Origin of the sequence: Gorillibacterium timonense, from assembly GCF_001457415.1 — a bacterium.
In the GTDB taxonomy this organism is placed as follows: domain Bacteria; phylum Bacillota; class Bacilli; order Paenibacillales; family NBRC-103111; genus Gorillibacterium; species Gorillibacterium timonense.
This window is the reverse complement of the sequence record NZ_LN881724.1, coordinates 754,433-778,574: the sequence shown is the minus strand read 5'-3', so window position 1 is coordinate 778,574 and position 24,142 is coordinate 754,433. Positions and strand designations below refer to the sequence as shown.

General features: G+C 57.2%; 19 protein-coding genes. 9 read left to right on the top strand and 10 right to left on the bottom strand.

Annotation, left to right across the window (positions count from 1 at the left end; genetic code table 11):
* Window positions 1–215 precede the first annotated feature (215 nt).
* Window positions 216–356 (top strand): hypothetical protein, encoded by a 141-nt coding sequence (locus tag BN2684_RS24560; protein ID WP_159065809.1) that lies wholly within the window; start codon window positions 216–218, stop codon window positions 354–356.
* A gap of 28 nt (window positions 357–384) precedes the next feature.
* Here the strand turns inward: BN2684_RS24560 and fumC are convergent, their stop codons facing one another.
* A complete protein-coding gene (fumC, locus tag BN2684_RS16105) occupies window positions 385–1,773 on the bottom strand; it encodes a class II fumarate hydratase (protein ID WP_058303173.1) in 1,389 nt (462 codons plus the stop codon).
* Between the two features lie 222 nt (window positions 1,774–1,995).
* Between fumC and BN2684_RS16100 the strand changes: the two genes are divergently transcribed.
* The 8 genes from BN2684_RS16100 to BN2684_RS16065 are packed head-to-tail and all read left to right on the top strand — an operon-like array spanning window position 1,996 to window position 15,290.
* A complete protein-coding gene (locus BN2684_RS16100; protein ID WP_058303172.1) occupies window positions 1,996–4,377 on the top strand; it encodes a DUF7408 domain-containing protein in 2,382 nt (793 codons plus the stop codon).
* Window positions 4,374–5,303 (top strand): ABC transporter ATP-binding protein, encoded by a 930-nt coding sequence (locus BN2684_RS16095; protein ID WP_058303171.1) that lies wholly within the window; start codon window positions 4,374–4,376, stop codon window positions 5,301–5,303. Before BN2684_RS16100 ends, BN2684_RS16095 begins: the two co-directional genes overlap by 4 nt.
* Window positions 5,300–6,208: an ABC transporter permease gene (locus BN2684_RS16090; protein WP_234340254.1), complete on the top strand. Its 909-nt coding sequence runs from the start codon at window positions 5,300–5,302 to the stop codon at window positions 6,206–6,208. The genes BN2684_RS16095 and BN2684_RS16090 overlap by 4 nt, the downstream gene beginning before the upstream one ends.
* A 21-nt stretch (window positions 6,209–6,229) precedes the next feature.
* Window positions 6,230–8,149 (top strand): hypothetical protein, encoded by a 1,920-nt coding sequence (locus BN2684_RS24555; protein ID WP_058303170.1) that lies wholly within the window; start codon window positions 6,230–6,232, stop codon window positions 8,147–8,149.
* Between the two features lie 12 nt (window positions 8,150–8,161).
* On the top strand, window positions 8,162–9,151 hold the full coding sequence (locus BN2684_RS16080; RefSeq protein WP_058303169.1) for an AAA family ATPase: 990 nt from the start codon (window positions 8,162–8,164) through the stop codon (window positions 9,149–9,151).
* Window positions 9,148–10,230, top strand: a complete 1,083-nt coding sequence (locus tag BN2684_RS16075) for a DUF58 domain-containing protein (protein ID WP_058303168.1) — start codon at window positions 9,148–9,150, stop codon at window positions 10,228–10,230. Before BN2684_RS16080 ends, BN2684_RS16075 begins: the two co-directional genes overlap by 4 nt.
* Before the next feature lie 25 nt (window positions 10,231–10,255).
* Window positions 10,256–12,337 carry a vWA domain-containing protein gene (locus tag BN2684_RS16070; RefSeq protein WP_058303167.1) on the top strand — a complete coding sequence of 694 codons (2,082 nt, stop codon included), beginning with the start codon at window positions 10,256–10,258 and terminating at the stop codon, window positions 12,335–12,337.
* Window positions 12,321–15,290 carry a VWA domain-containing protein gene (locus BN2684_RS16065; protein ID WP_058303166.1) on the top strand — a complete coding sequence of 990 codons (2,970 nt, stop codon included), beginning with the start codon at window positions 12,321–12,323 and terminating at the stop codon, window positions 15,288–15,290. Before BN2684_RS16070 ends, BN2684_RS16065 begins: the two co-directional genes overlap by 17 nt.
* 127 nt (window positions 15,291–15,417) lie before the next feature.
* Here the strand turns inward: BN2684_RS16065 and BN2684_RS16060 are convergent, their stop codons facing one another.
* The 9 genes from BN2684_RS16060 to BN2684_RS16020 form a co-directional block, all read right to left on the bottom strand.
* Window positions 15,418–17,694 carry a M56 family metallopeptidase gene (locus BN2684_RS16060; protein WP_058303165.1) on the bottom strand — a complete coding sequence of 759 codons (2,277 nt, stop codon included), beginning with the start codon at window positions 17,692–17,694 and terminating at the stop codon, window positions 15,418–15,420.
* 3 nt (window positions 17,695–17,697) lie between these two features.
* A complete protein-coding gene (locus tag BN2684_RS16055; protein ID WP_058303164.1) occupies window positions 17,698–18,075 on the bottom strand; it encodes a BlaI/MecI/CopY family transcriptional regulator in 378 nt (125 codons plus the stop codon).
* A 241-nt stretch (window positions 18,076–18,316) separates the two neighbouring features.
* Complete coding sequence (gene trhA, locus BN2684_RS16050; RefSeq protein WP_058303163.1) at window positions 18,317–18,955, bottom strand: PAQR family membrane homeostasis protein TrhA; 639 nt, start codon at window positions 18,953–18,955, stop codon at window positions 18,317–18,319.
* A 133-nt stretch (window positions 18,956–19,088) separates the two neighbouring features.
* Window positions 19,089–19,610 (bottom strand): DinB family protein, encoded by a 522-nt coding sequence (locus tag BN2684_RS16045; RefSeq protein ID WP_058303162.1) that lies wholly within the window; start codon window positions 19,608–19,610, stop codon window positions 19,089–19,091.
* A gap of 97 nt (window positions 19,611–19,707) precedes the next feature.
* The gene (locus tag BN2684_RS16040) at window positions 19,708–19,974 is read right to left on the bottom strand and encodes a hypothetical protein (protein WP_058303161.1); all 267 of its coding nucleotides are present in this window, start codon (window positions 19,972–19,974) and stop codon (window positions 19,708–19,710) included.
* A gap of 61 nt (window positions 19,975–20,035) precedes the next feature.
* Window positions 20,036–21,616: a putative ABC exporter domain-containing protein gene (locus BN2684_RS16035; RefSeq protein ID WP_058303160.1), complete on the bottom strand. Its 1,581-nt coding sequence runs from the start codon at window positions 21,614–21,616 to the stop codon at window positions 20,036–20,038.
* A complete protein-coding gene (locus BN2684_RS16030) occupies window positions 21,613–22,317 on the bottom strand; it encodes an ABC transporter ATP-binding protein (protein ID WP_058303159.1) in 705 nt (234 codons plus the stop codon). Before BN2684_RS16030 ends, BN2684_RS16035 begins: the two co-directional genes overlap by 4 nt.
* Before the next feature lie 52 nt (window positions 22,318–22,369).
* On the bottom strand, window positions 22,370–23,239 hold the full coding sequence (locus BN2684_RS16025; RefSeq protein WP_058303158.1) for an ATP-grasp domain-containing protein: 870 nt from the start codon (window positions 23,237–23,239) through the stop codon (window positions 22,370–22,372).
* Entirely contained in the window at window positions 23,232–24,140 is a 909-nt protein-coding gene (locus BN2684_RS16020; protein ID WP_082652012.1) for an ATP-grasp domain-containing protein, read from the bottom strand. Before BN2684_RS16020 ends, BN2684_RS16025 begins: the two co-directional genes overlap by 8 nt.
* Window positions 24,141–24,142: the final 2 nt, after the last annotated feature.

Below are 24,142 nucleotides of genomic sequence, written 5' to 3'. Positions count from 1 at the left end.
CTCTCGCCGTGGATCGCCGTCGCTTTCTGAAGTCTTCATCTCTGACGCATTAAAAAAGCCCGTCCCTCAAGGGACGGGTCAAAGCGCTCATAGCCTTCGGCATTACGGATGAGACCTTCGTCGTTCAGTCCATGCACGAAAACGCGCGAACCTTATCGGTTCCCTTCCTGCTCGGACTGAGCGGAATTTGCTTACCTGTCCTGGAACTTCGGGACATGGGCCGGGCTTCTGCTCTCATCCGGTCATCCCAAGCTCGTCAAGAGCAGCAAGGCTTCTCGCTATACGAGCGCCTGCCGATCATCGCCTACGTTTTCGGAGGACTCGCCACAGCCTTGCTGACCCGTTGGCTGCTGTAAGATGCTTGAAGAGGATGCGGAGCTTCTCCTATTCCTTCGGATGAATCATGTCCTCGGGTCTCACGAAATCGTCGAATTGCTCAGAGGTCAACAGCCCGGAGCGAATGGCCGACTCCTTCAAGGAGATCCGATCTTTGTGCGCGGCCTTCGCGATCTTCGCTGCGTTCTCATAGCCGATATGAGGATTGAGTGCCGTCACGAGCATGAGCGATTCATCCAGATTGCGCTTGATGACCTCGCGGTCCGGTTCGATGCCGACGGCACAATGCTCATTGAAGGAGAGCATTGCATCCGCCAGGAGGCGCGCCGATTGGAGGAAATTGTAGAGGATGACGGGCTTGAAGACGTTCAATTCGAAATTGCCCTGGCTCGCAGCAAATCCGATGGCCGCGTCGTTGCCCATCACCTGCACCACCACCATGGTCATCGCTTCAGCTTGGGTCGGGTTCACCTTGCCGGGCATGATCGAGCTTCCCGGCTCATTCTCGGGGATGCGGATTTCGCCGAGGCCACAACGGGGGCCGCTCGCCAGCCAGCGGACATCGTTGGCGATCTTCATCAGATCGGCAGCGAGCGCCTTCAGCGCTCCGTGAACGAACACCGCCTCATCGTGGCTCGTGAGAGCGTGGAATTTGTTCTCGGCGGAGGTGAAGGCCGTGCCCGTCAGAGCGGCAAGCTCCGCCGCGACTCCTTCGCCGAAACGGGGATGGGCGTTGAGGCCGGTACCGACCGCCGTGCCGCCGATCGCAAGCTCCCGCATGCCGGCGAGCGCAGCCTTCAGCATACCACCCGTCTTCTCCAGCATCGCCTTCCAGCCGCTGATCTCCTGTCCCAAGGTGAGAGGAGTCGCATCCTGCAGATGGGTCCGGCCGATCTTGACGATATCGCGGAAGTCCTCCTCTTTCTGAGCGAACGTAGCTTTAAGCGTATCCAAGGCAGGCAGGACCAGCTGCTCTACAGCCAACACACCCGCGACGTGAAGCGCCGTCGGGAAGGTGTCATTCGAGCTCTGCGAGCGGTTTACGTCATCGTTGGGATGCACCGACTGATCGATCGCTCGTTCGGCCAAAAGCTGGTTCGCGCGATTGGCGATCACTTCATTGACATTCATATTCGTTTGCGTTCCGCTGCCCGTCTGCCAAACGACGAGCGGAAAGTGATCGTCCCAGCGGCCTTCCGCAATTTCATCCGCCGCGGTAGCGATGGCCTCCACCTTCTCGGCTGTCAGCTTGCCGAGCCGAAGATTGACCAGAGCCGCGGCTTTCTTCAGGAGCGCGAATGCGCGGATCACCTCGAGCGGCATGCGCTCGGTTCCAATGCGGAAGTTTTCGCTGCTGCGCTGGGTCTGCGCTCCCCACAGCTTATCCGCCGGCACCTTGATCTCACCCATCGTATCTTTCTCCATGCGGTATTCCAACGAGATTCCTCCTCCATTGCGCTAAGGTCCATTCTTCTTGCTTCATAAGTTCATTCCCCTTCATTCTATAAAAAAAACGTACCCTTTTCCAACGGATCGCAGGGCTAGCCTTCCCCGCATGCGTCCATGGCTAAGGAGAGTTGATGGGTGAGTCTCGCAACTTTCTGTTCCGAATTCCGTTATTATTGGTAGAGACTGCCGAAGAAGAGAGGAGTTTGCCGTTTGTTCACGAAGCTCCGGACGAAGATCGTCCGCACGTTCATCGCAATCCTATGCATCGGGATCACCGCTTCCGCTTTTGCTCCCACTTGGGTTAAGGGCACGGCGCATGCCGAGGAAGCCAAGCTAACCACAAGCATTCAAATCGGTTATGACGGGCAAGGCCAAGAGGGAAAGACCGTTCCAGTCCGCGTCAGCCTGACCAATCCAAATGAGGACCTGAGCGGCGATTTGGTCATCACCACCATCAGTCCCGCCGGCGGCAAGGATGTTTCGTACGTCAAGCACGTGGAGCTTCCGAAGGGAAGCACCAAAACCGTCTGGCTGTCGCTCCCCGTTCTTGGTTACACAAGCAAGAACAACAAGGTTGAATTCTTCGAGGGCGGCGTCGGTAAAGGAAAGTCCGTTGAGTTGGACGGAAAGAAGACCCTCTCGCTAAACATCTCAAGCGAACGGATCATCGGGGGGCTTACGCGTGATCCGGACACTTTAAATTACCTGTCGGCTATCCGCTTGCCCGAGCTCTATGCCGTTCCACTCGATAACGATTCGCTTCCGGACGAACCGGGACTCTTATCGGGCTTGGAAGCGCTTGTCCTGAACGATGTGGCAACGGATGCGCTGCGCCCCGAGCAAATCGAGGCGATCAAGAGCTGGGTGCGGAGCGGCGGGACGCTGTATCTCGCCGGCGGAGCCCAGTATGCGAAGACGGCAAAAGCCTTTGCCGAGCTCGCCCCGATGAAAGCGGAAGGAACCGTGCAGAAGGACGCCCTGCCCGCTCTTTCAAACTTCACAGGCAAAGAATTAAAGCTTTCCTCCCCGGTTACTCTGTCTACGGGTGCTCTGCAAGAAGCGGAGACGCTGATCGAAGAAGACGGCATTCCCCTCCTCGCTCTCCGCAAAGCAGGGCTTGGCAAGGTCTATTATTTTGCATACGATTTGGCGGATCCCACGTTAAACGGCTGGAGCGGCAATGCTCCCCTGTGGCAAACGCTTTTCAATGGCACGAACAACAACCGGGGAAACGGTCCCATGAGCTATGCGAATTCTTTTTGGCAGATCGACAATGCCCTAAATCAATTCCCGTCGATTAAAGCGCCGAAGCTCGGCTTGCTGGCGCTGCTCTTCGCCGTCTACGTCCTGCTGGTCGCTCCCGTTCTGTATTTGATCCTAAAGAAGCTGGATCGGCGGGAATGGGCTTGGGGCATCATTCCTTTCGTCGCGGTGATCTCCACGGGGATCATCTACTTCGTGGGAGCATCGGACAAATCCTCCACCCTGGTTCACGAATTGAACCGGTTTGAGCTGGACGGCACCGGCGGCGGAAGCCGGGTGTCCGATGCGGCTATTTTCGTTCCGCGCGGTGGCAAATTCAGCATCAGCTTACCCTCCTCGGCCCGTGCGATGCCCTTTGATTCCTCGCAAGGGATGGGAAGCATAAACGCCAATCTGCTCGGCAAATCGGATGTGTACCTGTATGGGCAGCCGGACAACCTCAAGGTGGAATGGAACGGCATTCCCTTCTGGTCCGTTCGCAAAACCCATTGGGTGAATATGCAGGAAGAGAAGCTCGGACAGCTGAAGGCGACCGCATCTATCAAGGGGTCAACGTTGTCCGGTGAAGTGACCAATGAAACGAGCCAAGATCTGACGGACGTCTACGTTGTTTCCGCCGGAAGTCTGATTTTCGTCGGAGACCTGAAGATCGGGGAGACAAAGAGCTATACCGGGTCCGTCGCTGCCGTTTTCACGAATAACAGCGATATCGGATATCGGATGTTCTCGAGTACGATGGGCAATTCGATGAATCCGTATGACCGCCATCAGAACATGCTCTCCTCTTATTACACGGAGCTGGATGCGGTTGGGAAGAGCTCGACCACACGGGTTCTGGGCTGGAGCAAGGATCGTACCCCGGACTTTAAGGCAAAGGGAGTCTCTCGTTTCGATCGGTTGAATTTGTGGGTTCAGGAAGTTCAAGTAGAGAGGGTTACGGATGGACAAGTCTACTTCCCTTACTCCTCCCTGAAAGCTCAGGTGGTCGGGAATACGGGCAGCCTTTCTTCCATGAACGGAGACTATCTGGAGCTAACAAGCGGCTCCCTCGAATTCGAATATCGGATTCCCGCCACCAAGGAAAAATACTTGTATCATGATCTCACCCTGGCTCAGGCTCAAAACTTTCCTGAAGTACAGCTGGAGATCATGAATTTTTCATCCAAAAAGTGGGAAGCTCTGTCGATGTCAAACGCACAACATATCATAGCCGGGGATATCTCCGACTATCTGAACAACAATCAAGTGCTTCGGCTGAGAGCCACAACATCGACTCAGACCAGCTATTGGCTGCCGCAGATCACCCTGGAAGGGACGGTGTCGCCATGATCGAGATCCAGGGACTGACGAAATCCTACGGCTCCTTCTATGCGCTGAACAATCTCAATATGACGGTTAATAAGGGCTCGGTCTTCGGCTTCGTCGGACCGAACGGGGCGGGTAAGTCGACGACGATGTCGATTCTCGCCACCCTGCTCGCCCCGACCTCCGGCTCCGCCAAGGTCGACGGCATCGAGGTGACCGAGCACCCGAAGGAAATCCGCCGAAAGATCGGCTACATGCCGGACTTCTTCGGAGTCTATGATCAATTCAAAACGACGGAATACTTGCATTTCTACGGAGCCAGCTACGGCATTCCCCGGCAGGAGCGCGAAAAGCTCATTCCTCAGCTGCTGGAGCTCGTCAATCTGACGGAAAAGAAGGACTTCTACGTCGATTCTCTCTCGCGCGGCATGAAGCAGCGGCTCTGCCTCGCACGCTGTCTCGTGCATCAGCCCGATCTGCTCATCCTGGACGAACCGGCTTCCGGGCTCGATCCGCGCGCGCGAATCGAAATGCGCGAAATTCTCAAAGAGCTGAAGACGATGGGCAAGACGATCATCATCTCCTCGCACATCCTTCCGGAGCTGGCCGAGATGGTCGACGAAATCGGCGTCATCGAGAACGGACGGATGGTCGCCCAAGGCAAGGTGCAGGACATTCAAGGACGGCTGCGCGTGAAGCGCGTGTTGCACATCCGCCTCTTGGGATCGACTGAAGAAGCGGCGGCTTATCTGCAGGACCGCCCGTATGTGAACTCCGTGCTGGTGGAAGAGGACGGCCTCCATGTTCATTTTTCCGGGCAGGATGAGGAGCAGGCAGAGCTTGTGAGGGAGATGGCCCTGCAGGGCTTTGGCGTGATCGCCTTTAATGAAGCCCAGACCAATCTGGAAGATGTCTTTCTGGAGATAACCAAAGGAGGGGATGTCAAATGAAAGCATCCGCGATGAAAGGGAGAATGGTGAATCCCGTCCTTAGCAAGGAGTTCCGGCTGCGTATGCGCACGCTTCGCTCGCCGCTCGCCCTTCTCTTCTATCTGCTCGCCTTCGGGGCTATCGCTCTCGGTTACTTGTACATCACCCGCGGCCTCTCAGGAAATGCGACCAACAGCTTTAATCCTTCCGACAGCCGCAGCATGTTCTATATTCTCAGTGTTGCCCAGCTGTGCCTGATCGGGTTCATGACGCCGGGCCTCACCGCAGGCGTGATCAGCAACGAACGGGAAAAGCAGACGCTGAACATGCTCCTCACGACACAGCAAAGCTCGACCGCCATCATCCTGAGCAAGCTGGCGTCGTCGCTCAGCTTCATGCTGCTCATCGTCATCTCGACCATGCCGATCTACGGGATCGTCTTCCTATTCGGGGGAATTTCGCCGAAGCAGCTCGGGTTGGTATTCCTCTTCTACGTCTTTGTGATGTTCGTGCTAGGCTCGTTTGGAGTGCTGTTCTCGACTCTCCTGAAACGGACCATCGCCTCTGTCATCGTCACCTATGGAACCAGTCTGTTCCTCTTCGGCGGCACCGGTATCGCCTATCTCTTCTGCCAGCAATTCGTGAACCGGATGCAATACCTATCTCAGGGAAGCTCTCAAGCAGCCGTTCACGGTTACAACTGGGCCGGCTATATTCTTGGCTTGAACCCAGTGGCTGCGCTGATCAGCCTGTTCGAGGAAGATCTCTCTGGCTCCGTCTTTCGCAAGCCGGGCTCAGGGACTCCCTCCGGAGCTCCCATCGAGCTGTGGCAGCTGTTCCTCATTGTCATGGCGGTCCTGGCCGTCCTTGCGTTGCTGCTCAGCATTCGCCACATCCGTCCGTCCATGAAGAAAAAACGGAAGTAAATCAGGAAAGGAGAATCCGCCATGGAGCAGCTTCCGAAGCAGCGGCCGGAACTACACCGTCCCCTCCTTCACCCTAGAGCCAGCCGCGAGCCGCGCTTGCGGTTTGGACTGCACAGGGTACGTTCTCTTCTTCGCAGCTATGGAATGACCTTCAAACCATCGAGTCATGCGGGAGTATCGGCGAGATCGCCTCTTCCAAAGGGAGAGCCACATCCGCCTCTCTTTGCCAAGCTTGCACCGATCCGCCGGAGGCTTCGTCTTGTCCGAACGGCGCAAGCGAGCTTGATCGGCGTGCTGGCAGGCTTCGCTCCTGCGAGTGCCCTCGCGATCGCCGCTCGCTTCCTGCCGCTTCCGCATTATCGCTTCGCCTCGGTTGCCGTCTTGCTCGCATGCGGCCTGATCGGGCTCGCCTGGGGCTTGCTGCGGCCCGTTCGCTTCGAGCAGGCTGCCGCTTGCGCCGACCGGCTCGCGGACGGCAACCCAGCGGCAACCGCCCTGCATTATTGGGACAGCGAGCAGCCGGTGGCTCGCCTGCAGCGGGAGGAAGGCCTCGCGGCAATCAACGCCGCAGCTGCCCTGCCGAAGCAGGCGGTGCCCTTCCCTGCGCAGCGAAAGCGGCTAATCGCGATGACGGGAGCTGCCGCTCTGCTGGTGGCCCTGCTGCTGATCCCGAACCCGCAGGACGCCGTGATTGCGAAGCTGCGCGAGGAGCAGCGGCTCGTCCAAGACGGCCGCGAACAGGTGAATCAGATCGCCGACCGGATACAAGCGTCCGAGCTCCCGGCAGCCGCCAAAAAGCCGCTGGCCGACGCATTGGCAGAGCTGCAGAAAGGCCTGAAGGATACCAAGGACCCCAAAGCGGCGCTGGATAAAATGGAAAAAGCGCTCGCCGATATGCAAAAGCAGCTCGACGAAGCGGAGAAACGCGAGGCCGCCGCCCGCCGCTTTGCCGAGGAATTAAAAAAACAGCCGGACTTGAAGGCGCTCGGAGACAGCCTCTCCAAAGGCTCGAAGGAGGATCTGGCGAAAGCAGGCGAGGCGCTTCAGCAATCGGTCGCCAAGATGAGCGAGGAGCAGAAAAAGGCGCTCGCCAAGGAGCTCGAACGGCTCGCCGATCAAGTCCCGCAAGGAAACGCGAGCAAGGACGTCCAGCAGGCGCTGAAGCAAGCCGCCGAGGAGCTGAAGAAAACGGCGGACGCTTCCGGCGAAGGCCAGAATGCGGCGGCGCTCGCCGATGCCGTCAAGCAGCTGGAGGATTCGCTGCAGAAGGCGCTGGCCGAAGGCAAGCTCGATGAACAGCTCGGCCAATTGGCCGCAGCCGAAGGGAAGGAACTCGCCGATCTCGGTTTGGCCGCAGCCAGCAAGCTCGCGTCTGCGTCCGGAACGCCCGCTTCCGGCACATGGGCCGCCGGCGGCGCCGCTCAGGCGATGGCGAACGGCCAAAACAGCGGCGCCAGCCCCAGTTCAAGCGGCGGGCAAGGCTCCGCCGGATCCGGGCAGAGCCCGAATCCTGGCAGCAGCGGCCAGAACGGCGCTGGAAAAGGCAGCGGATCGGGGCAAGGCAGCGGGAGCGGACAAGGCAACGGCAATGGGCAGGGCAGCGGAAGCGGACAAGGTAACGGCAACGGGAGCGGCTCTGGCTCAGGCTCCGGTCAGGGAAGCGGGGCCGGTCTTGGTGCCGGAAGCCGAAATCTGGTCAGCACTCCCCGCACCATGCAGGGCTCGGGCAACGTGCAGAAGGACGGCGGACCCGCCTCGCCCGGCAAAGGCCAAATCGAAAAGAGCGGATCGGCTCCGGCCATTGACGGCACCACTCGCCCTTATCAGGAAGTCTACCGCGACTATGAAACAGCAGCCAAAAGCTCTCTGGAGCGCAATCCGCTGCCGCAAAATTTGCAAAATCTCGTTCGGGACTATTTTACCGAAATCAATCCGGAGTAAGAGGTGGATGTGTTGATTGAATCGAAGGAACAGCTGAAGCAGTGGCAAACGGTATTGGATAGCGTACGGGAGCAGATCGGCCGGGTAATCGTCGGCCAGACGGAAGTAGTGGAGCAGCTGCTTTGGTGTATTTTCACAGGTGGCCATGCGCTTCTTGAAGGCATTCCCGGACTCGGCAAAACGATGCTCGTGCGCACGATCGCGGATACCCTCGATCTGGAATTTTCGCGGATCCAATTCACTCCCGACCTGATGCCTGCCGATATCACCGGCACGAATGTGATTCAATTCGGAGCGCGCGGCGAGACTTCCTACCAGTTCCAGCGGGGACCGATCTTCGGCAATTTGGTGCTGGCCGACGAGATCAACCGCGCCACTCCCAAGACGCAGAGCGCCTTGCTCGAAGCCATGCAGGAGAAGACCGTAACCATCGGTACGGAGACGCATCGCTTGCCTCGTCCGTTCTTCGTCCTGGCGACGCAAAATCCGATCGAAAACGAGGGAACCTACCCGCTGCCGGAAGCGCAGCTCGACCGGTTCCTGCTGAAGATTAACGTCACGTACCCCACTCCGGCGGAGCTGAAAGAAATCGTTAGGCGAACGACCTCAAGCGAAATCTTCGCTGCCGAGAAGGTGGCGGACGGAACGGTGCTGGAGGAAATTCGTGAAGGAGCCAAGGATATTCTGATCGCGGAGGATATTCTGGATTACGCCGTCAAGGTGCTCATGCTCTCCCATCCGGGAGAGGCGGGAGCTCCGGACTCCGTGCGCCGGTATGTCACCTTCGGCTCCGGCCCGCGCGGCATTCAAGCTCTGATCACGGTAGGAAAATTCCGAGCGCTCAGCCAAGGGCGCCTTCATGTCTCGTTAGGCGACATCCGCGAGGTAGCTTACCCCGTTCTTCGCCACCGGATTCTGTTGAACTTCGAAGGTCAAGCGACGGGAATTTCGTCCGATTCCCTCATCCGCGATATCCTCGCCGCGGCGGACGCCGCCCTATGAGCGGTTCCCTCCTCTTCCCCGATCCGCGAGACTTATACCGGCTGGAGCGGATGACCCTCTCCTCCAAATCCCGCATTCGCGGTACCATCCAAGGGCGCCGGCGCTCCCGCCAGGCCGGTTCTTCCCTGGAATTTGCGGATTATCGGCTCTACGCTCCGGGCGACGATACGCGGCAGCTCGATTGGAACGTATTCGGGCGGACCGGCAAGCCGTTCATCAAGCAATTTCTTGATGAGCGAGAGCTTCAGGTCCATCTCTATATCGATTGCTCGCGCTCGATGGATTTCGGCGGCGAAGGCGGCGGATACGTTGATCCGGGCAGCGCAAGCTCCAGCCAAGGCGGCAGTCGCGGAAGTGCGGATGCAAGCGATCTGACAAAAAAACCTGCGAACAGCGGGAAGCCCGAATCTGGAAACGATTATGCAGCTGCAACCGGCACCGGTACGAACCGAGATGGAAACCGACGCAGCGGCCGCACACCGGCAGCTGCGAACAAATTTCTTCACGCCAGGCGCCTTGCGGCCAGCATCGGCTATCTGGCACTCGCCGGGTATGACCGGACCGATGTGCGCTTCTTCGGCGAACGGATCAGCCGCGAGCTTCCTCTATTGCGAGGAAAGGGCTCCGCACATCGTTTGTTCTCGTTTCTGGAAGAAACGGAAACCGAACCGACCGGAGACATCGCCGCCGCCATCATGTCTCCGCTCGCCGTTCCGAAGCAGCCGGGTATGACATGGATCTTCTCCGATTTTTTGTACGAGACGGGGGTAGAAGAAGCCCTCGGTTATCTTCAAGCTGCACGCCAGGAGGTGATGGTCGTGCAGGTCTTGTCGCCCGAGGAAGTATCCCCCGAGCTGTTCGGCGATCTTCGACTCGTCGACAGTGAGTCCGGAACAGGCAAGGAGGTCGCGCTTAGTCCGAAAGTGCTCCGCGCTTACAAGGACGCGGTTCAGCAATATACGACGGGACTGGCATCATTTTGCCGCGAACGGGGGATGGGGTATGCCGCCGCACTCACCGACGTCCCCAGCATGGAGACCCTCGACCGACTGTTCCGTTCCGGCGGCATGATCCGCTGATCCCGCCTGAAAGGAGGTTACCGACTTGCATTTCGCATCATGGGCCGGCTTGTGGTTTGGGCTAACCCTACCCACCATCCTTCTCTTGTATATCTTAAAGCGCCGCTATACCGATACCCCCGTATCCAGCCATCTGCTGTGGAACAGGGTGCTCCGCGAATCCGAAGCCAATCGGCCCTGGCAGCGCCTGCGCAACAATTTGCTGCTCCTGCTTCAGTTGGCCGCAGCGGCTTTGCTCGTGCTTGCAGCCATGCAGCCGTTCATCTACGCACGCGGAGCGGCAAAGGGACATGTCGTGATCGTGATCGATCGTTCCGCAAGCATGACCGCTTCGGCCAGCTCACTTCCAACGGGCAATTCCTCAGAGGCAGGCTCGGGTGGCGGAGCTCCCGGCTCAACTGAAGATGATGCCGTTTCCCGGCTGAAGGAAGCGAAGCGAATGGTTCTAACGGATTGGGGCAGCCCGGGCCGAAGCCGAATCACCCTGATCTCCATGGGTGCGGAGCCGCAGATTCTCCTTACGGAAGAGAAGAGTTCCTCCAAGATCAAGGCTGCTATTGAAGGAATCACGCCCTCCTTCGGAAAAATCGGCTACAAGGAAACGATGTCCCTTGCCGCCGCATTGACCGCTAAGGAAGACGACGGAGAGATTGTCGTCTATACGGACGGGCAATGGCCGGAATCGGCGGATGGCTTGCCCTTCCACGTTCCAGTACGAGTCAAACAGCCGGGAGCCGGCATCATCGATAACCTGTCTGTCCTTCAGTTCGGTGTGCGAACCGGAACGACGAGCAGCGGCGAGGAAGCTACCTTAAGCGCCATCGCCGCGATCAAGAATGAAGCGACGGCAGCCCGCAGTTTCTCTCTTACGGTCTATGCAGGAAAGACACCTGTCGATTCCCGCGAGTACAAGCTTGGCCCCGGTGAACAAGCCGGCTATTCGTTCGAGGGCCTTCCCGCCGCCGATTACTACAAACTCCAAATGGACAGCGGCGACGGTTATCCACTGGATGACAGTCTGTATGCCTTCCCCGGAGAAACCCGCAGCAAGCGGGCGCTGCTTGTGACGGAAGGGAATCTTTTTCTGGAAAAAGCACTACAGCTTGCAGGGACGGAAGTGACGAAGGCGGCTCCCTCGGACACGCCTCCGAGCGTGAAGGGGGATCTCGACTTCATCGTCCTGGACGGCTTTCAGCCGGCGGATGGCGGGGACGCTTGGAACACGCTCCTCGCATCAAAGCCAGTATGGTCCATCGCTTCCGACGCTACTGGAACTCCGACCGCGATTTCTGATGATGACGCGGAGATCACTACTCATCCGGTTACGGATCACATCGGCTTTGCGGAGACGCATATCACCGCCGTTCGATCAACCGAGACGCCAACTTGGGGAAAAGCTCTGGTCTCCGTTGGCGGGGTTCCCCTCATCATCGGAGGAACGGAAAATGGGCAGCGCCGCCTTCTCTTCACCTTCAATCTGCATGAGTCGGATCTCCCGCTGCGACCGGAATTCCCCGTGCTCGTCCAAAATGCCGCCGATTGGCTGGGAGCATCATCCGCTAAGGCGCTAGGCCGGGAAACAGCTGGCGCCAAGCTAGAAATTGGCGTATCGGCCAAAACCTCTGCCGCCCGTTGGGTGACCGTCGAGAATAAGGGAGACGCGGGAACGGCAGCGCCATCCGAAGTTGCCGCAGAAACAGTGAACGGAGGGGTCGCCAGCACCCAGACCGTCCCCCCGATTCCCGGACTCTACCGGTTTGAGGAGACGGAAACGGACGGCACGGTGCGCAGCAGCTTCCTTGAGGTGATCGCCGACCCGGCGGAAAGCGCACTGGCGAACCGTACCGGGCTTTCAGTCGGAAGCACGACGGCAGACGGAGAGGGTCTTTCGGAGGGCGGCGCCGGATCAGACAACGGAAACGGATCATCCGGCGTATCGGCCACGGTCAGCCCCGATGGCACCGGCCAGCCCGGTTCCTCTGCCGCTTCCAGCGACTCAATGGGAGTAGATCGCTCACGGCTGCCTTTGATCCAATGGTTTGCCCTTGTGGCCATCTTGATCATCTTCGTGGAATGGGGGGTGTACCGCCGTGGGAATTCGCTTTGAGAGCCCTTGGATTTTGCTTCTCCTCCTTCCGCTTCTGTTCTTCCTGATCCAATCCGTTCGTTCGCCGGCACGCCGCGGCAAGACCCGCAAGGCGATCTCCTTGACGCTCAGAGCCGTCCTGCTGCTCGCCTTGATCGCATCGGCAGCGGGAATTGAGGCCCTGCTGCCCGTGAAGGAACGGGCCGTGTTCTATGTCGCCGACCGCTCAGAGAGCATGCCAGCTGCCAAAGCCTATGAGGAATGGCTGCGTCAATCCGCTGCGGCCAAGGGAGCTCGCGATCAGGTTGGCGTCATCGCCACCGGACTCGATTCGGCTGTGGAACGGAGCCTGTCGAAGGAACCGCTCACTGCCTGGGAATTTGCGGCTCAGGTGAACCGGCTGTTCTCCAATCCCGGCGCCGGCCTTCAGCTTGCGGGAGGCCTCTTGCCCGCCGAGGCGGACTCCCGCGTCGTGCTCGTAACGGACGGGCAGGAGAATGCCGGTGATTTGGCGCGGCAAGCCAAGCTGTTGAAGGACAGGGGAATCATTCTGGATATTCTCCCGCTCGCCACAGCCGCAAGGCCCGATGTCGCCGTCGAAAGCGTCAAGGTGCCGGGAAGCTTGTATCAGGCGGAAAAATACACGCTGGAAATCACTTTGAACAGCACCCTTGCGGCCGATGGAGAGCTTCGCGTCTACGAAGACAACAACGAAATCTCCCGCTCCTCCGTCCGCGTCGAGAAAGGCGTCAACCGATATGCGGTTCAAGCGTTGGCTTCAAGCACAGGGCTGCACCGGTACCGGGCCGAGATCTATTTTGCCAATGACGAGGTGAATGCCAACAACGCCGGTTACGCCTTCAGCCGGGTGTCCGGTTCGCCGCAGGTCCTCATCGTCGAAGGGGTACCCGGCAGCTCAGCGAACCTCGTCTCCGTGTTGGAATCCGGGCTCATCGGTCATACGGTCATTCCGCCCGAACGGTTGTCCCGCGAGTTAGCCGATTATGCGGCCTATGACAGCTTGATTCTGAACAACGTTCCCGCCACCAAGCTTTCGGGGAAAACGATGCAGCTCATCGAGCAGGCTGTCCGCGATTATGGGATGGGGCTGGTGATGACAGGCGGAGACGAAAGCTTCGGCATGGGCGGCTATTTCAAAACCCCCATCGAACAAGCGCTTCCGGTCAAGATGGAGCTGACCGGCAAACGGGAAATCCCGCCGCTTGCGATCATGCTCGTCATCGACCGTTCCGGCAGCATGAGCGGGGACAAGATGGAGCTGGCCAAGGAAGCGGCCATGCGCACCGTTGAGCTCCTGCGCGAGCAGGATACCGTGGGCGTGCTCGCCTTCGATTCCAGCCCATGGTGGGTCGTTGAGCCGACTCGCTTGACCGAGAAGGACGATGTGCTGAACCGGATCGGATCGATCCAGTCGCAGGGTGGAACGGATATTTATCCGGCAGCGGCTGCAGCCTATCAGAAGCTCGTCGATGTGAATGCCGAGCGCAAGCACATCATCCTGCTGACGGACGGCCAATCTGCCGGAAGCGGCAGCTATGAAGCTTTGACAGCGGACATGGTGGCCAAGAACATCACCATGTCTACGGTAGCGGTCGGAAACGATTCGGATCAGCGCCTGCTGAAGAGTTTGGCGGAGCTGGCAAAAGGCCGTTATTACTTCACCGATGACCAAAGCACCATCCCGGCCATTTTCAGCAGAGAGACGGTCCTCTTGTCTCGGACTTACATTGTGGACAAGCCCTTCGTTCCCGCCATAGGTCAAGCGGCCGAATGGTCGAAGCTGTTCCAAGGCGGCGTTCCGCAAGTGAACGCGTATATTGCGACTACACCCAAGGACTTGGCGGAGGTGAGTCTGCTCACCCCCGAGCCAGACCCGCTTCTCGCCCGCTGGCAATACGGCTCCGGCCGTGCCGTAGCCTGGACAAGCGATGTCACGGGCAAATGGGCACCGGATTGGACCGGCTGGGAGAAGTTCTCCGACACGTTCAGCCAGATCATCAAATGGACGTTCCCGCAGTTCCAGGCTTCACCCGTGGAGATCACGGCGGAGACAACCGGTGCGAATACGGAGCTGCTGCTGGACAGCCAGATGCTGGACTCCGCTTCCGGAGCAGCGGTCACCGTGACCGGTGATGACCTCGCCGAACGGAAGGTGAATGCCATCCCGACCGCTCCCGGCGAATTCCGCACCGAGCTTGGAGAGCTAAAGCCGGGTACTTATTTGACCCGGGTGGAGATGCAGGATACCACCGGCTCAACGCTTGGCGGAACGTCCACGGGCTTCGTCGTACCGTATTCTCCGGAATACCGGATCACGGAGACCGATCCGACAGACAAGCTGAAGGCTCTGGCCGAACAGACCGGCGGCAGGCTCCTCTCCCTTGATCACCCGGAGGAGGTGTTCCGGGGACCGATCCGTTTAGGCGAGCGCCGCATCGATCTCCGTCTGGCGCTGCTCATCCTGGCGCTGCTCCTCTGGCCGCTCGACATCGCATCGCGGAGGCTCGCCTTGCCTTGGCAGCGGTTCGCCTCCGCGCTCAGCCGCTTGCGGCACCCGCTGCGCGGACGCCTAGCGCCCGCAGCGGCTTCGGCGGCGGATGTCCCGGCCGCGATGACGCGGCTGCGCAGCCGCCAAGAGCGCGCCCGTGCGTTCTACGGTGCGGATGGCGGCTCCGGCGGCAAGCCTCGGCCGAGCGGCGATTCCGCTCCGGACAGCCAGCCTGCGGCACGTCCGCCCTCCCGCGGCGAACAGTCCGCGGCAAGCGCCACACCCGCCGCGAAGAAGACCGCGCCGCGCACGGTCGCAGCCGAGAGCCCGCTTGAACGAGCGGCGGCTTCCGCCGCTCCGAAGCCCCCGGAACCGCCGCAGAACGGCGGCTCCGCAGCAAGTCCAGGCAGCAGCGGCGATGCCATGAGCCGCCTCCTCGCCGCTAAAAATCGCAAGAAAAGCTGAACATCGGGCTCTGATCAAATAAACCGAGCAGCCCGCCCCATTCAAAGAAAAGCCCTCTCGCATCCATAATGGTTGTCGGGAGGGCTTCTATCATTTCCATCAGCTGGCTGTGGGAGTTGAGCTGGGGCTACAGGATCTCCGTCTTTCTCTCATCATAGATCTGATAAATCAGGTTTTCTACGCTTAGCTGAACTCGAGTGCTGCTGTATTGCTTTTCCAGCTTGTCAATTTCGGATTCCAGTGCGGGCCTACCGGTAACCCATTCATCCTCGCTCCATTGATCGACAAAAGCCCGCACCCCGCTCAATAGCCCCATGAGGGCATAGTCTCGTTCTGAAACGGTGAGAGTGCCTTCGTTCGGAATGGTATAGGTTAGGGTATACTCCATGTCCGCCTGGAAGGAGGGGTTCTGTTGACCGTTTGCCGTGGTTATAGGTTCTCTCTTGATCCGGTCTTTGAGATACGGGAGCACCTTCGCATTAGAATACTCCTGCATGTGCTTTGCCGAATTCTCCGAGAGGGATGCGTTCAAGGTGATCGCCAGGAACTGGTACTCTTCTTCGGTCAATGTTTCGGGTATGTCTCCCATCTGGAGTCGAAGCCGATGGCTAATCCGCTCCCAGCTCTCTTGGGGAAACGGCCCCCCATCTTCCATCGTCACCAAGACAGAGCGGTTGAATTCTGCGACCGATAACGACTTGTATCCCTTTGCTTGAAGGGAGAGGTAGCGAGCATAATCATCTGCAGTTGCCTCGCCGAGGGCACTTTCGGCTTCCTTAATCGAATCCTTAGCAGGTGACGGCAGAGGTTCCTTCTCTGGTTCTGCTCGGAAGGAGAAGATGGAGATCGTCACCTCCAGGGAGGGCGTGCTGTACTTCTGCTCCCATGTTCTCCCCTCCTCTTGCAGAAGAGCTTGCATGGCCGCTTCATCGGCAAGCTCATCCTCGCTTTTGCTCTCGACAAAGCGGGCAACCTCGGCTTGAAGGCCCTCGACCGCGCGATTTCTGTCCTTCATTTTCAGCGTATCCGCATCCAGAATGGTGTAGCTCGCTCCATACTCAAGCATGCCCGAGTTCCACTCTTTCGTTCCCCCAAAGCTCCATGACCTCCACTTATCCGATAAAATCGGATTCATGATCGTCAGAACGAACTGAATATCCCGGTTTGCTTGTCTCTCCTTAAACCAGCTTTCTGGAATACCGTTCAGCAGCTCTCGATAAGCTGCTTCATCCTGCCCGATTGCCTCCCAAGCCTTGTTCCGGTATTCGGAAACGGTCATTTCCTCGTAATGATCGAATCGGAGGTCCAACAGCTTCCTGTACTTGGCATCCATTCCATAGAGAGCCGAGGGGGTAGGAGCGGGGTGCTTTTCCTCTTCCTTGTCGGTTGTCGCCCAAGCTCCTCCTGTGATCACGATCACTAGTAAAAACAGACCGAGAAGGGCGAGCCCCGCTTTTTTGGGCTTTGTATCGACGATAGAGAGTAGCCGTTTTTTCAGCCCCTTCTTTCCACCCATAAAGGCTGTGGATAAATCCGTTTGAAGGTTCTCTCCGTTCCGAATGACATCGAGGATGGTTTCGCCATATTGTTGACGGCGCGTGGAGTCCGCCCCCGCCAGTACGAAGGCATCGCAAGAAATTTCACATTGAACGGCGACGGCCCTTCTCATCAGGTAGACGACCGGGTTAAACCAGTGCAGGCCGCTAGCCAGCAAAACCAGTGCCTTATTCCAAATGTCGTGCCGCTTGAAATGGATCAACTCATGCTTGAGAATAAGCTCCAGCTCATGAACCGAGATTTTGATAGGCGGCAGCAAAATGAGAGGGCGGATAAAACCAATCAGCATAGGACTTCTGATGCCGGGGCAGCGCTTGAGCTCCACTATGGCATTAATGCCGAGCTCCGCTTTCAAGCGATTTACTAGTTGAATCACCGCTTCATCATCCACGCGCTCGCTCCATCGATCTACAAAGCGGACATACCTTCGATGCTTCCAGAGAGGAACGACGATCACAATCGCAAAACCGGCAGCCCAGATGGCGCTGAGCCAAGGCCAGAGAGGAAACGCCGTTGAGACTGCCGAACCAACTGAGCTAACTGAGCCCGCCGATCCCTCCACCCTCTCATTCACGATCAGAGGTCCCGAAGCGGGTGGGCCGATACTTGCTTGTGGCAACGAGAAGGGGGCCATAATGGACTCCTGAACCGCTTGTGCAGGTTGGAGAAAAGGGAGCTCTATCAGCGGCCGAAAGGGGATCACCCAGCCGAGCACGATAACCAACCAAATCCGATAGGTCCATTTCGCTGCGTACCTTCTTGACAAAAGGGGCATCAAAGCCATGTAACCAAGGGTCATCAGCGACATGGTAATCGAACACGAAATAAGCGTGGTAAGAAGGGCCATCTCTCAATCCCTCCTGTCCTTCAGCCACTTTTCCAGTTCATCGAGGTCCTGCTTCTTTATCTTCCGGTCATTGTAGAGCGTAGCAAACAAACTGGCAAAGGAGTTCCCGTGAAATCTCTCCATAAAATCACCGGTTTCAAACTTCAGATACTCCTCTTTTCCGATCAACGGATAATAGGAACGCTCCTTGCCGTTCTTTTCGGTTCGGAGATAGTTACGTTCTACTAAGCGCAGCAGCAAGGTTAGGATGGTTTGCGCTTTCCAGCCTTTCTCTTTCCCTATCTGTTCCATAACGAGGTTGGTTGTGATCGGCGGTTCGTTCGCCCATACGACCTTCATGACTTCAAACTCAGCATCTGGAAGTTTTTTTGCGATGTTCATCGTCGAACCTCCACTTTCTACAAATGTCTTTAATCATATTCTACATCTGTCTTTATTCTTGTCAATTCATTTTTAAGCAAAACCAGGTTTTGTGACCATTATGTGGAATTCCAATCATCATAGAGCACATAAAACAACACCTCTTCACATGCGGCAAGGATAGCTTAGTGCTTTTCCTTTACCGGATGAAGAGGTGTTTTTGATTATCGTCACGTTTATATGAGGGTTACCCTGTTCTCACTTAGGACAGCGAATACAAAATCGAGAAGAAGTGCATCACCGAGCCGCCTAATACGAACAGATGCCAAACGGCGTGGTGATACGGGAACGTCCGCCAAACATAGAAGATGGTGCCCAGCGTATAAAGGACCCCGCCTATGACGAGCATCACCAACGCCTCATGGGGAAAGCCTGCCACCAGCGGCTTCCAGGCGAACACAACGACCCAGCCCATCAAGATATAGATCAGCGTCGAGGTAAACAAGAATCTTTTCACGAAGAACACTTTGAACACCACGCCGAGGAGAGCGATTCCCCAGATGATGCCGAACAGCGTCCAGCCTAGCGGCCCGCGGATCACGCTGAGCGTAATCGGCGTATATGTTCCTGCGATGAACAAATAGATCGAGGAATGGTCGAAGATCGTAAACAGATCCTTGACCTTCCCTTCCTGAAAGGCGTGAACCAGCGTCGACGAGGTGTAGAGAAGCAGCATGGTTACGCCGAAGATGGTAAAGCTCACGACATGCCAGGCGTTCCCTCGAAGACTGGCAAAGACAATCAATAAGACGAGGGCAGCAACGCTCAGTGCGACGCCGATGCCGTGAGTGATGGAGTTAGCCACTTCTTCACGGCGGGTGTAGACATGGGTGTTGGCCACAGCCGTCACGCTCCTCTCATCTGGTATGCGGCTAAAGACACAATCTGATGAAACTGTTGTATTTAAGCTTCTAATCGAAATAAGGGCTTTCGATTAACACGGGACGGGAACCGCTGCGCGCGGTCTACCCGATTCATTGCTGTTTCAAGTAACGCTCACGAACGATCGAGAGATGATGGAGCTCATGGCCGGCAACCACATAGACAAACGCACGAGCGCTCATCGTGTTCCCGCTAACAACGCCCTTCCGCGTCCATGCTTCCTCCGGGATGCCCCGCAAAAGAAACAGCGTCGTACGGCGCAATGCTGCGTATTCGTCAATAAGGAACGACAAGGAGAGGCGCCCCGCTTCGGCGTTAGCGGTATAAGCATCCTGATCGAATCCGGGCTGCGCGGTTTCATCTCCCCGGGCGATCCGGTGTAGCCTCCCCGTCATGATCCGCTCCGTATCGATCATGTGGCTGAGCAGCTCCTTCAGCGACCATTTTCCCGGAGCATAGCGATCATCCCCCTGCTCCTCCGCGAAGGACCGGAACAACCGCTCACCGGCAGCCCCTTGCTCTTCCAGAATCCCCAGCACGTCTCCTTCCGGAACTAAGCCGATGTAATGCGAAAAATGCCCTGCATGTTCCCCATCAAGCGGTTTTCTCAGCATAATCGAACCTCCTGTATGGACCGGGGATGCCGATCCCTCATTTTCCTTGTCTGATCTTCTGAATAAGCCGGACTCGCTCTCTCGATCTTCGTTGCCCTTACTCCTCCAAAGCCTCTTCGGCCGCATAGAGCAGCGCATCGAATGCATCGTCATCTTGTTCCAGCCATTCTTCCACCGCTGAAATCTCTTCTTCATCGCCCGGGGTGTCTTGAAAATGCAGACTGTAGTTCCAATCGTCCCCGGAATCGCTTTGAAGCGTAACTTCATAAGGCTCGCGATGTCCCTCCACCGTGAATATCACGGTTCCCAAATAGCCGAGTTCCTTGGTGTGCGTCGTGCGGGCGCCTTGAATCTTCAATTGCATATGCCGTGCCCCTTTCAAAAAATCATTCTTGCTCTCATTGTACCAAACGGAACGGATCCGGTCACTTCATCTCCAGCCGGTCAAATATCCCTCTCGCCATCGCGAAAATGCCGCTGACAAGAAGCAGGTTATAGCCCATGAGAGCCGAGACAAAGGCGGCATCTCCTGCGAGACCGTCCCATCCAGCGAAATGCCGGGCAATAAATCCGATCGCGACACCGGGTCCGATCAAGATCAGGAGCAAGAACATGCGGAGAAACAGGAGTACCACCTTGCTGTGAAGGGGGCCAAACAATCGCCGGAACAAGACGTCTGAGTACGTGAATGCCGCGCTGTAGGTCACGTATCCGAGAGCACAGAGCAGGATCGTCAGCGGTTCTCCGCGGAGGAAAATTCCCGCTGTCACGAACAGCACGAGCCCGTCGAGCAATCCCTTGATGAGATCCGCCAAGGTCGCATAGAACAGCTTCGCCGCCGATCCGGCTGGGATCAGGTAGATGTAGGGGCGCTCCAGCTCCCGCATCCAGCTTCCTTGGAAGGAGAGGATGAAGAGATAGTAGATGGAGAAGAGCAGCAGAATCGTGAGATCCATATCCGGTACAAAATACTGCGAGGCAAACCCGAACGCCGCCAGGAGTATCGTTGAACGATCGATCAGGAAGAGTCCGCGCTTGCGGTATTCCAGCAGTTGCCGGGAGAACACCGCCGCCGCGCCGCTCCGGTAATTCGTCTGCTTCACTTTACGAGCTTTACCCAAGGCTCCATTTCCGTTTCTCAACTGCTTGCCTGCCTTCTTGGCTGCGTAGAGAGTTTCCTTTTGCTCGGTGTTCGCCAGAACATCCTCGTAATAATCCGATTTCTGGTAATAGAACAGCACCATCAAGAGAACCGTAACCGCAAGAACGAGTGCGACCGCTATATAAAACCGAGGAGTCGTACCGATAAGGGGAGCCATGAAGATTGCTTTAAACCACCCGATCAACGGCACATACTCAAATTCCTTTGAATGGAGGACAGCGCGCAAGGTCGCCCCCATATCCTTAAGCTCCATGAGCTTGACGAGAAAAACAACGCCAAACAGTCCGAGCAAGCCATTCCACACCTGCGTGGCTCTCGAACGGGCAGCTTTGGTCCGGGAAGTCCACGAATAGATCAGCACGCCGATCATTTGGAGAAGGAAGAGCAGCATGACGAAGCCAAATAGCAAAGCGACGATGCCCCAGCCGTCGATCTCGTAATGGTTGCGCAGGTTGGGAATTTGCCAGACGAGCATGAAGACGCCGACAAACGACAACCAGATCTGCTTGAGAAACCCGTACAGCAGCACCTTTTTGGGTGAGATCGGCGCCGTAAACGCAAGGTTCACATCCGCCATCCGAAAGAAGCTGTTGCCGGATTTGATGCTCTTTGAGATTGACGTATAGACGATAAAAAGAATAACTCCGCTCACGATCATTCCGTATATAGCCGGATCCGCTGTCTGGCTTGTCGGGTCGATCGCCTTTGGGAGAAACGAGAGCACCAGAAACAGCACAAAGAAAGCAGCCAGGAACAGATATAGAATCAGTGTGCCCGGCTTGCGCTTCAATTCCTTGAGTGTATTGACGAAGCTTTTCTTCATGACATAGAGGAGGGGTCTCATTTCAAGCCGCCTTCCGTCAGGCGGAAGAAGATGTCTTCCAGCTTTTCTTCTCCCTCTTCAAACTCCCTCTTGGTACCGGAGTAGAGTACATGACCGTCCTTCATAATGAGCGCCCGGTCCCAGAGCCCTTCCACGCTGTCGATGATGTGCGTGCTGATCAGCAGGCTCGCTCCGGCATCGCTCAGCTCCGTGAACATCGCTTTCAGTTCCTTGATCGCCTTTGGGTCAAGCCCGATCATCGGCTCATCGAAGAAGATCACCTTCGGCTGCGGCAGAAGCGCGCAGCAGATGCTGACCTTTTGCTGCATACCCTTGGACAGCTCCTTGCCCAGCTTCTCCTTTTTGTCCTCCAGATCGAGCCGTTCCAGCAGCTTTTCACCGCGCTCCTGCCAATCGCTCAGCCCATACGCGTGAGCGATGAACTCCAGATGTTCCCACACCGTGAGCATATCGTAAAGCGCGGGCGTCTCCGGCACATAGCCGAAGAGCCGCTTCGCCTGAAGGCTTTTGCCGGGATGGCCGTCGACGAGCACCTCTCCCTCATGATTCAACAGGCCGATGATGCACTTGATGGTCGTGCTTTTGCCCGCACCGTTCGGTCCGAGCAGCACCGCAAGCTCCCCGTCTCTCACCTCAAAGCTGACGCCGCTCACCGCCAACGTCTTGTCATACTGTTTCGTTAAGCCTCTTACCTCCAGCATGCCACTTCACCTTCTCTTCCCCATGGGATATGTAAAGATGTCACTCGTTGTATCAATCTTTGGTCGTTATCGTCTCCCGAATGTGCTCCAGGTAGAGACGCACGATATTGATGTTGGAATGAAGGGAGAGCGTCCGACTGCCGACGACATCCTCAATTTCGTTCAAGAGAACCGTTCCGTCCGAACCGTAGATGAAATCGATGCCCGCCATCCCGAAGTCAAATCGTTCGATGATTCGTCGAGCCAACTCCTCCTCGCTTGCTGTTAGCGTGTACAGGGAAGAGCGCCCACCCAGTGAGTGATTGGCCCGGAAATCACGGTCGGACTCTCGAAGAACCGCTCCGACAATCCGCTTGCCGACGACAAAGACCCGCACATCTCTTCCCGGCGTCACCATCTCCTGCAGCACGAACGCACTTCCCTCCGGGTAACCGCGCAGCCTCTCCGTTATCTCCTGTGCGGAGCTAACCCGGTAAACTTCGCTTCCGCCTCGTCCACCCGCCGCTTTCAAAATGCGTGGATAGGCGAGTCCCTCATACCGCTGTTCCCGGTAATCCGTCTTGTTCAAGAACAGCGTATCCGGCATCGGGATTCCATGCTGAGCTAGGTACTGACAGGTTCGCGCCTTGTCATTGGCAAGCCGCGATACGGCGGATGAATTGAAGACAGGCACTCCAAGCGCTTCCAGCTGCGCGGATAACAATTCGTCCCGGTTCCGCATGATACAATAATCAGGCAGCTTCGCGTGATCGCCGCGCAGCCCTACATACAAGGAACCCGCTTGGACGCCGATCTCCAGCTCTTCCTTGCTCACAAGCTCGAGCCCCATGTCGAGCCCTCTCGCTTCCTCAAGAAACCAATCAATATAACTACGGTTGCGTTCGGCGTCCGTTTCGTTGTAGAGAAGCCATCCGTTAAGCATACCGCCCCGCCCTCTCGCTCCGTATGTAATCCAGCATGCGGACGGCCAGATCCACCCCTGTGCAATCGAAGATGTTTTTGAAGTGAGCGTTCGAGTTCACTTCGCACACATAAGGTTCCCCGTCCTCTCCGAACAAAAGATCGACCCCGGCAAAATCCGCACCGATCCGATTGGCGCAGGCGATGGCAACCTCTTTTTCTCGCTCGGTGGGGGTGTAAGCCTCCATCCGTCCTCCGGCCGTCACATTAGCCCGGAAATCATGCTCCGACTCCCTTCGCATGGCCGCCGCTGCCGTTTGCCCGACCACATTGATCCGTATGTCCCGGCCTATGCTTGAAGTGACCAGTTCCTGATACAAGTGCGGTCGGTGCTTGATCCTTTCCACAAGGCGGAGCAGTTCCTCCCGGCTCCGAACGAGATAAACTTGTTCGCCGAAGGAGCCGAACGCTTCCTTCACCACCATCGGGAAACCGAGCTCGGCGATGATCGTGTCGTAGGGACTGAAATCCGTGATCTCGCTCGTTTCATAAATGAGCGGCGCCACCATCGTCTTCGGCAAACGCAGACCTTGCCCCATCAGCGTCTCATAGGTACGGATCTTGTCGTCGCAAATCTCGATGCTGGCCGCATTGTTGTAGAGCTTGAAGCCCATCCGCTCCAAATGCCGGGCGAGCCGGACATCCTTGTCCCAAAAGAAGAAAAAATCCGGCTCATACCCCGCGTAGCAGCCCTTGATCACGGGAATGCCGCCTTCGATCGTCGGGATTAGCTCTTGATTACCGATCGTCCTTACGTCAAACCCAAGCTCTCCTGCGGACCTTTCCAGCCAGCGAACCTGATAGAGGAACTTCTCGCTTCCGAGATTTCCGTTATGGACGATGGCACAACTCGTTTTTTTCACTC

Excerpts from the sequence above, each read along its gene's own strand:
- BN2684_RS24560 (WP_159065809.1), top strand. The coding sequence starts at position 216 with ATGGGCCGGGCTTCTGCTCTCATCCGGTCATCCCAAGCTCGTCAAGAG.
- BN2684_RS16095 (WP_058303171.1), top strand. The coding sequence starts at position 4,374 with ATGATCGAGATCCAGGGACTGACGAAATCCTACGGCTCCTTCTATGCG.
- BN2684_RS16090 (WP_234340254.1), top strand. The coding sequence starts at position 5,300 with ATGAAAGCATCCGCGATGAAAGGGAGAATGGTGAATCCCGTCCTTAGC.
- BN2684_RS24555 (WP_058303170.1), top strand. The coding sequence starts at position 6,230 with ATGGAGCAGCTTCCGAAGCAGCGGCCGGAACTACACCGTCCCCTCCTT.
- BN2684_RS16075 (WP_058303168.1), top strand. The coding sequence starts at position 9,148 with ATGAGCGGTTCCCTCCTCTTCCCCGATCCGCGAGACTTATACCGGCTG.
- BN2684_RS16060 (WP_058303165.1), bottom strand. The coding sequence starts at position 17,694 with ATGGCCCTTCTTACCACGCTTATTTCGTGTTCGATTACCATGTCGCTG.
- BN2684_RS16055 (WP_058303164.1), bottom strand. The coding sequence starts at position 18,075 with ATGAACATCGCAAAAAAACTTCCAGATGCTGAGTTTGAAGTCATGAAG.
- BN2684_RS16045 (WP_058303162.1), bottom strand. The coding sequence starts at position 19,610 with ATGCTGAGAAAACCGCTTGATGGGGAACATGCAGGGCATTTTTCGCAT.
- BN2684_RS16040 (WP_058303161.1), bottom strand. The coding sequence starts at position 19,974 with ATGCAATTGAAGATTCAAGGCGCCCGCACGACGCACACCAAGGAACTC.
- BN2684_RS16035 (WP_058303160.1), bottom strand. The coding sequence starts at position 21,616 with ATGAGACCCCTCCTCTATGTCATGAAGAAAAGCTTCGTCAATACACTC.
- BN2684_RS16030 (WP_058303159.1), bottom strand. The coding sequence starts at position 22,317 with ATGCTGGAGGTAAGAGGCTTAACGAAACAGTATGACAAGACGTTGGCG.
- BN2684_RS16025 (WP_058303158.1), bottom strand. The coding sequence starts at position 23,239 with ATGCTTAACGGATGGCTTCTCTACAACGAAACGGACGCCGAACGCAAC.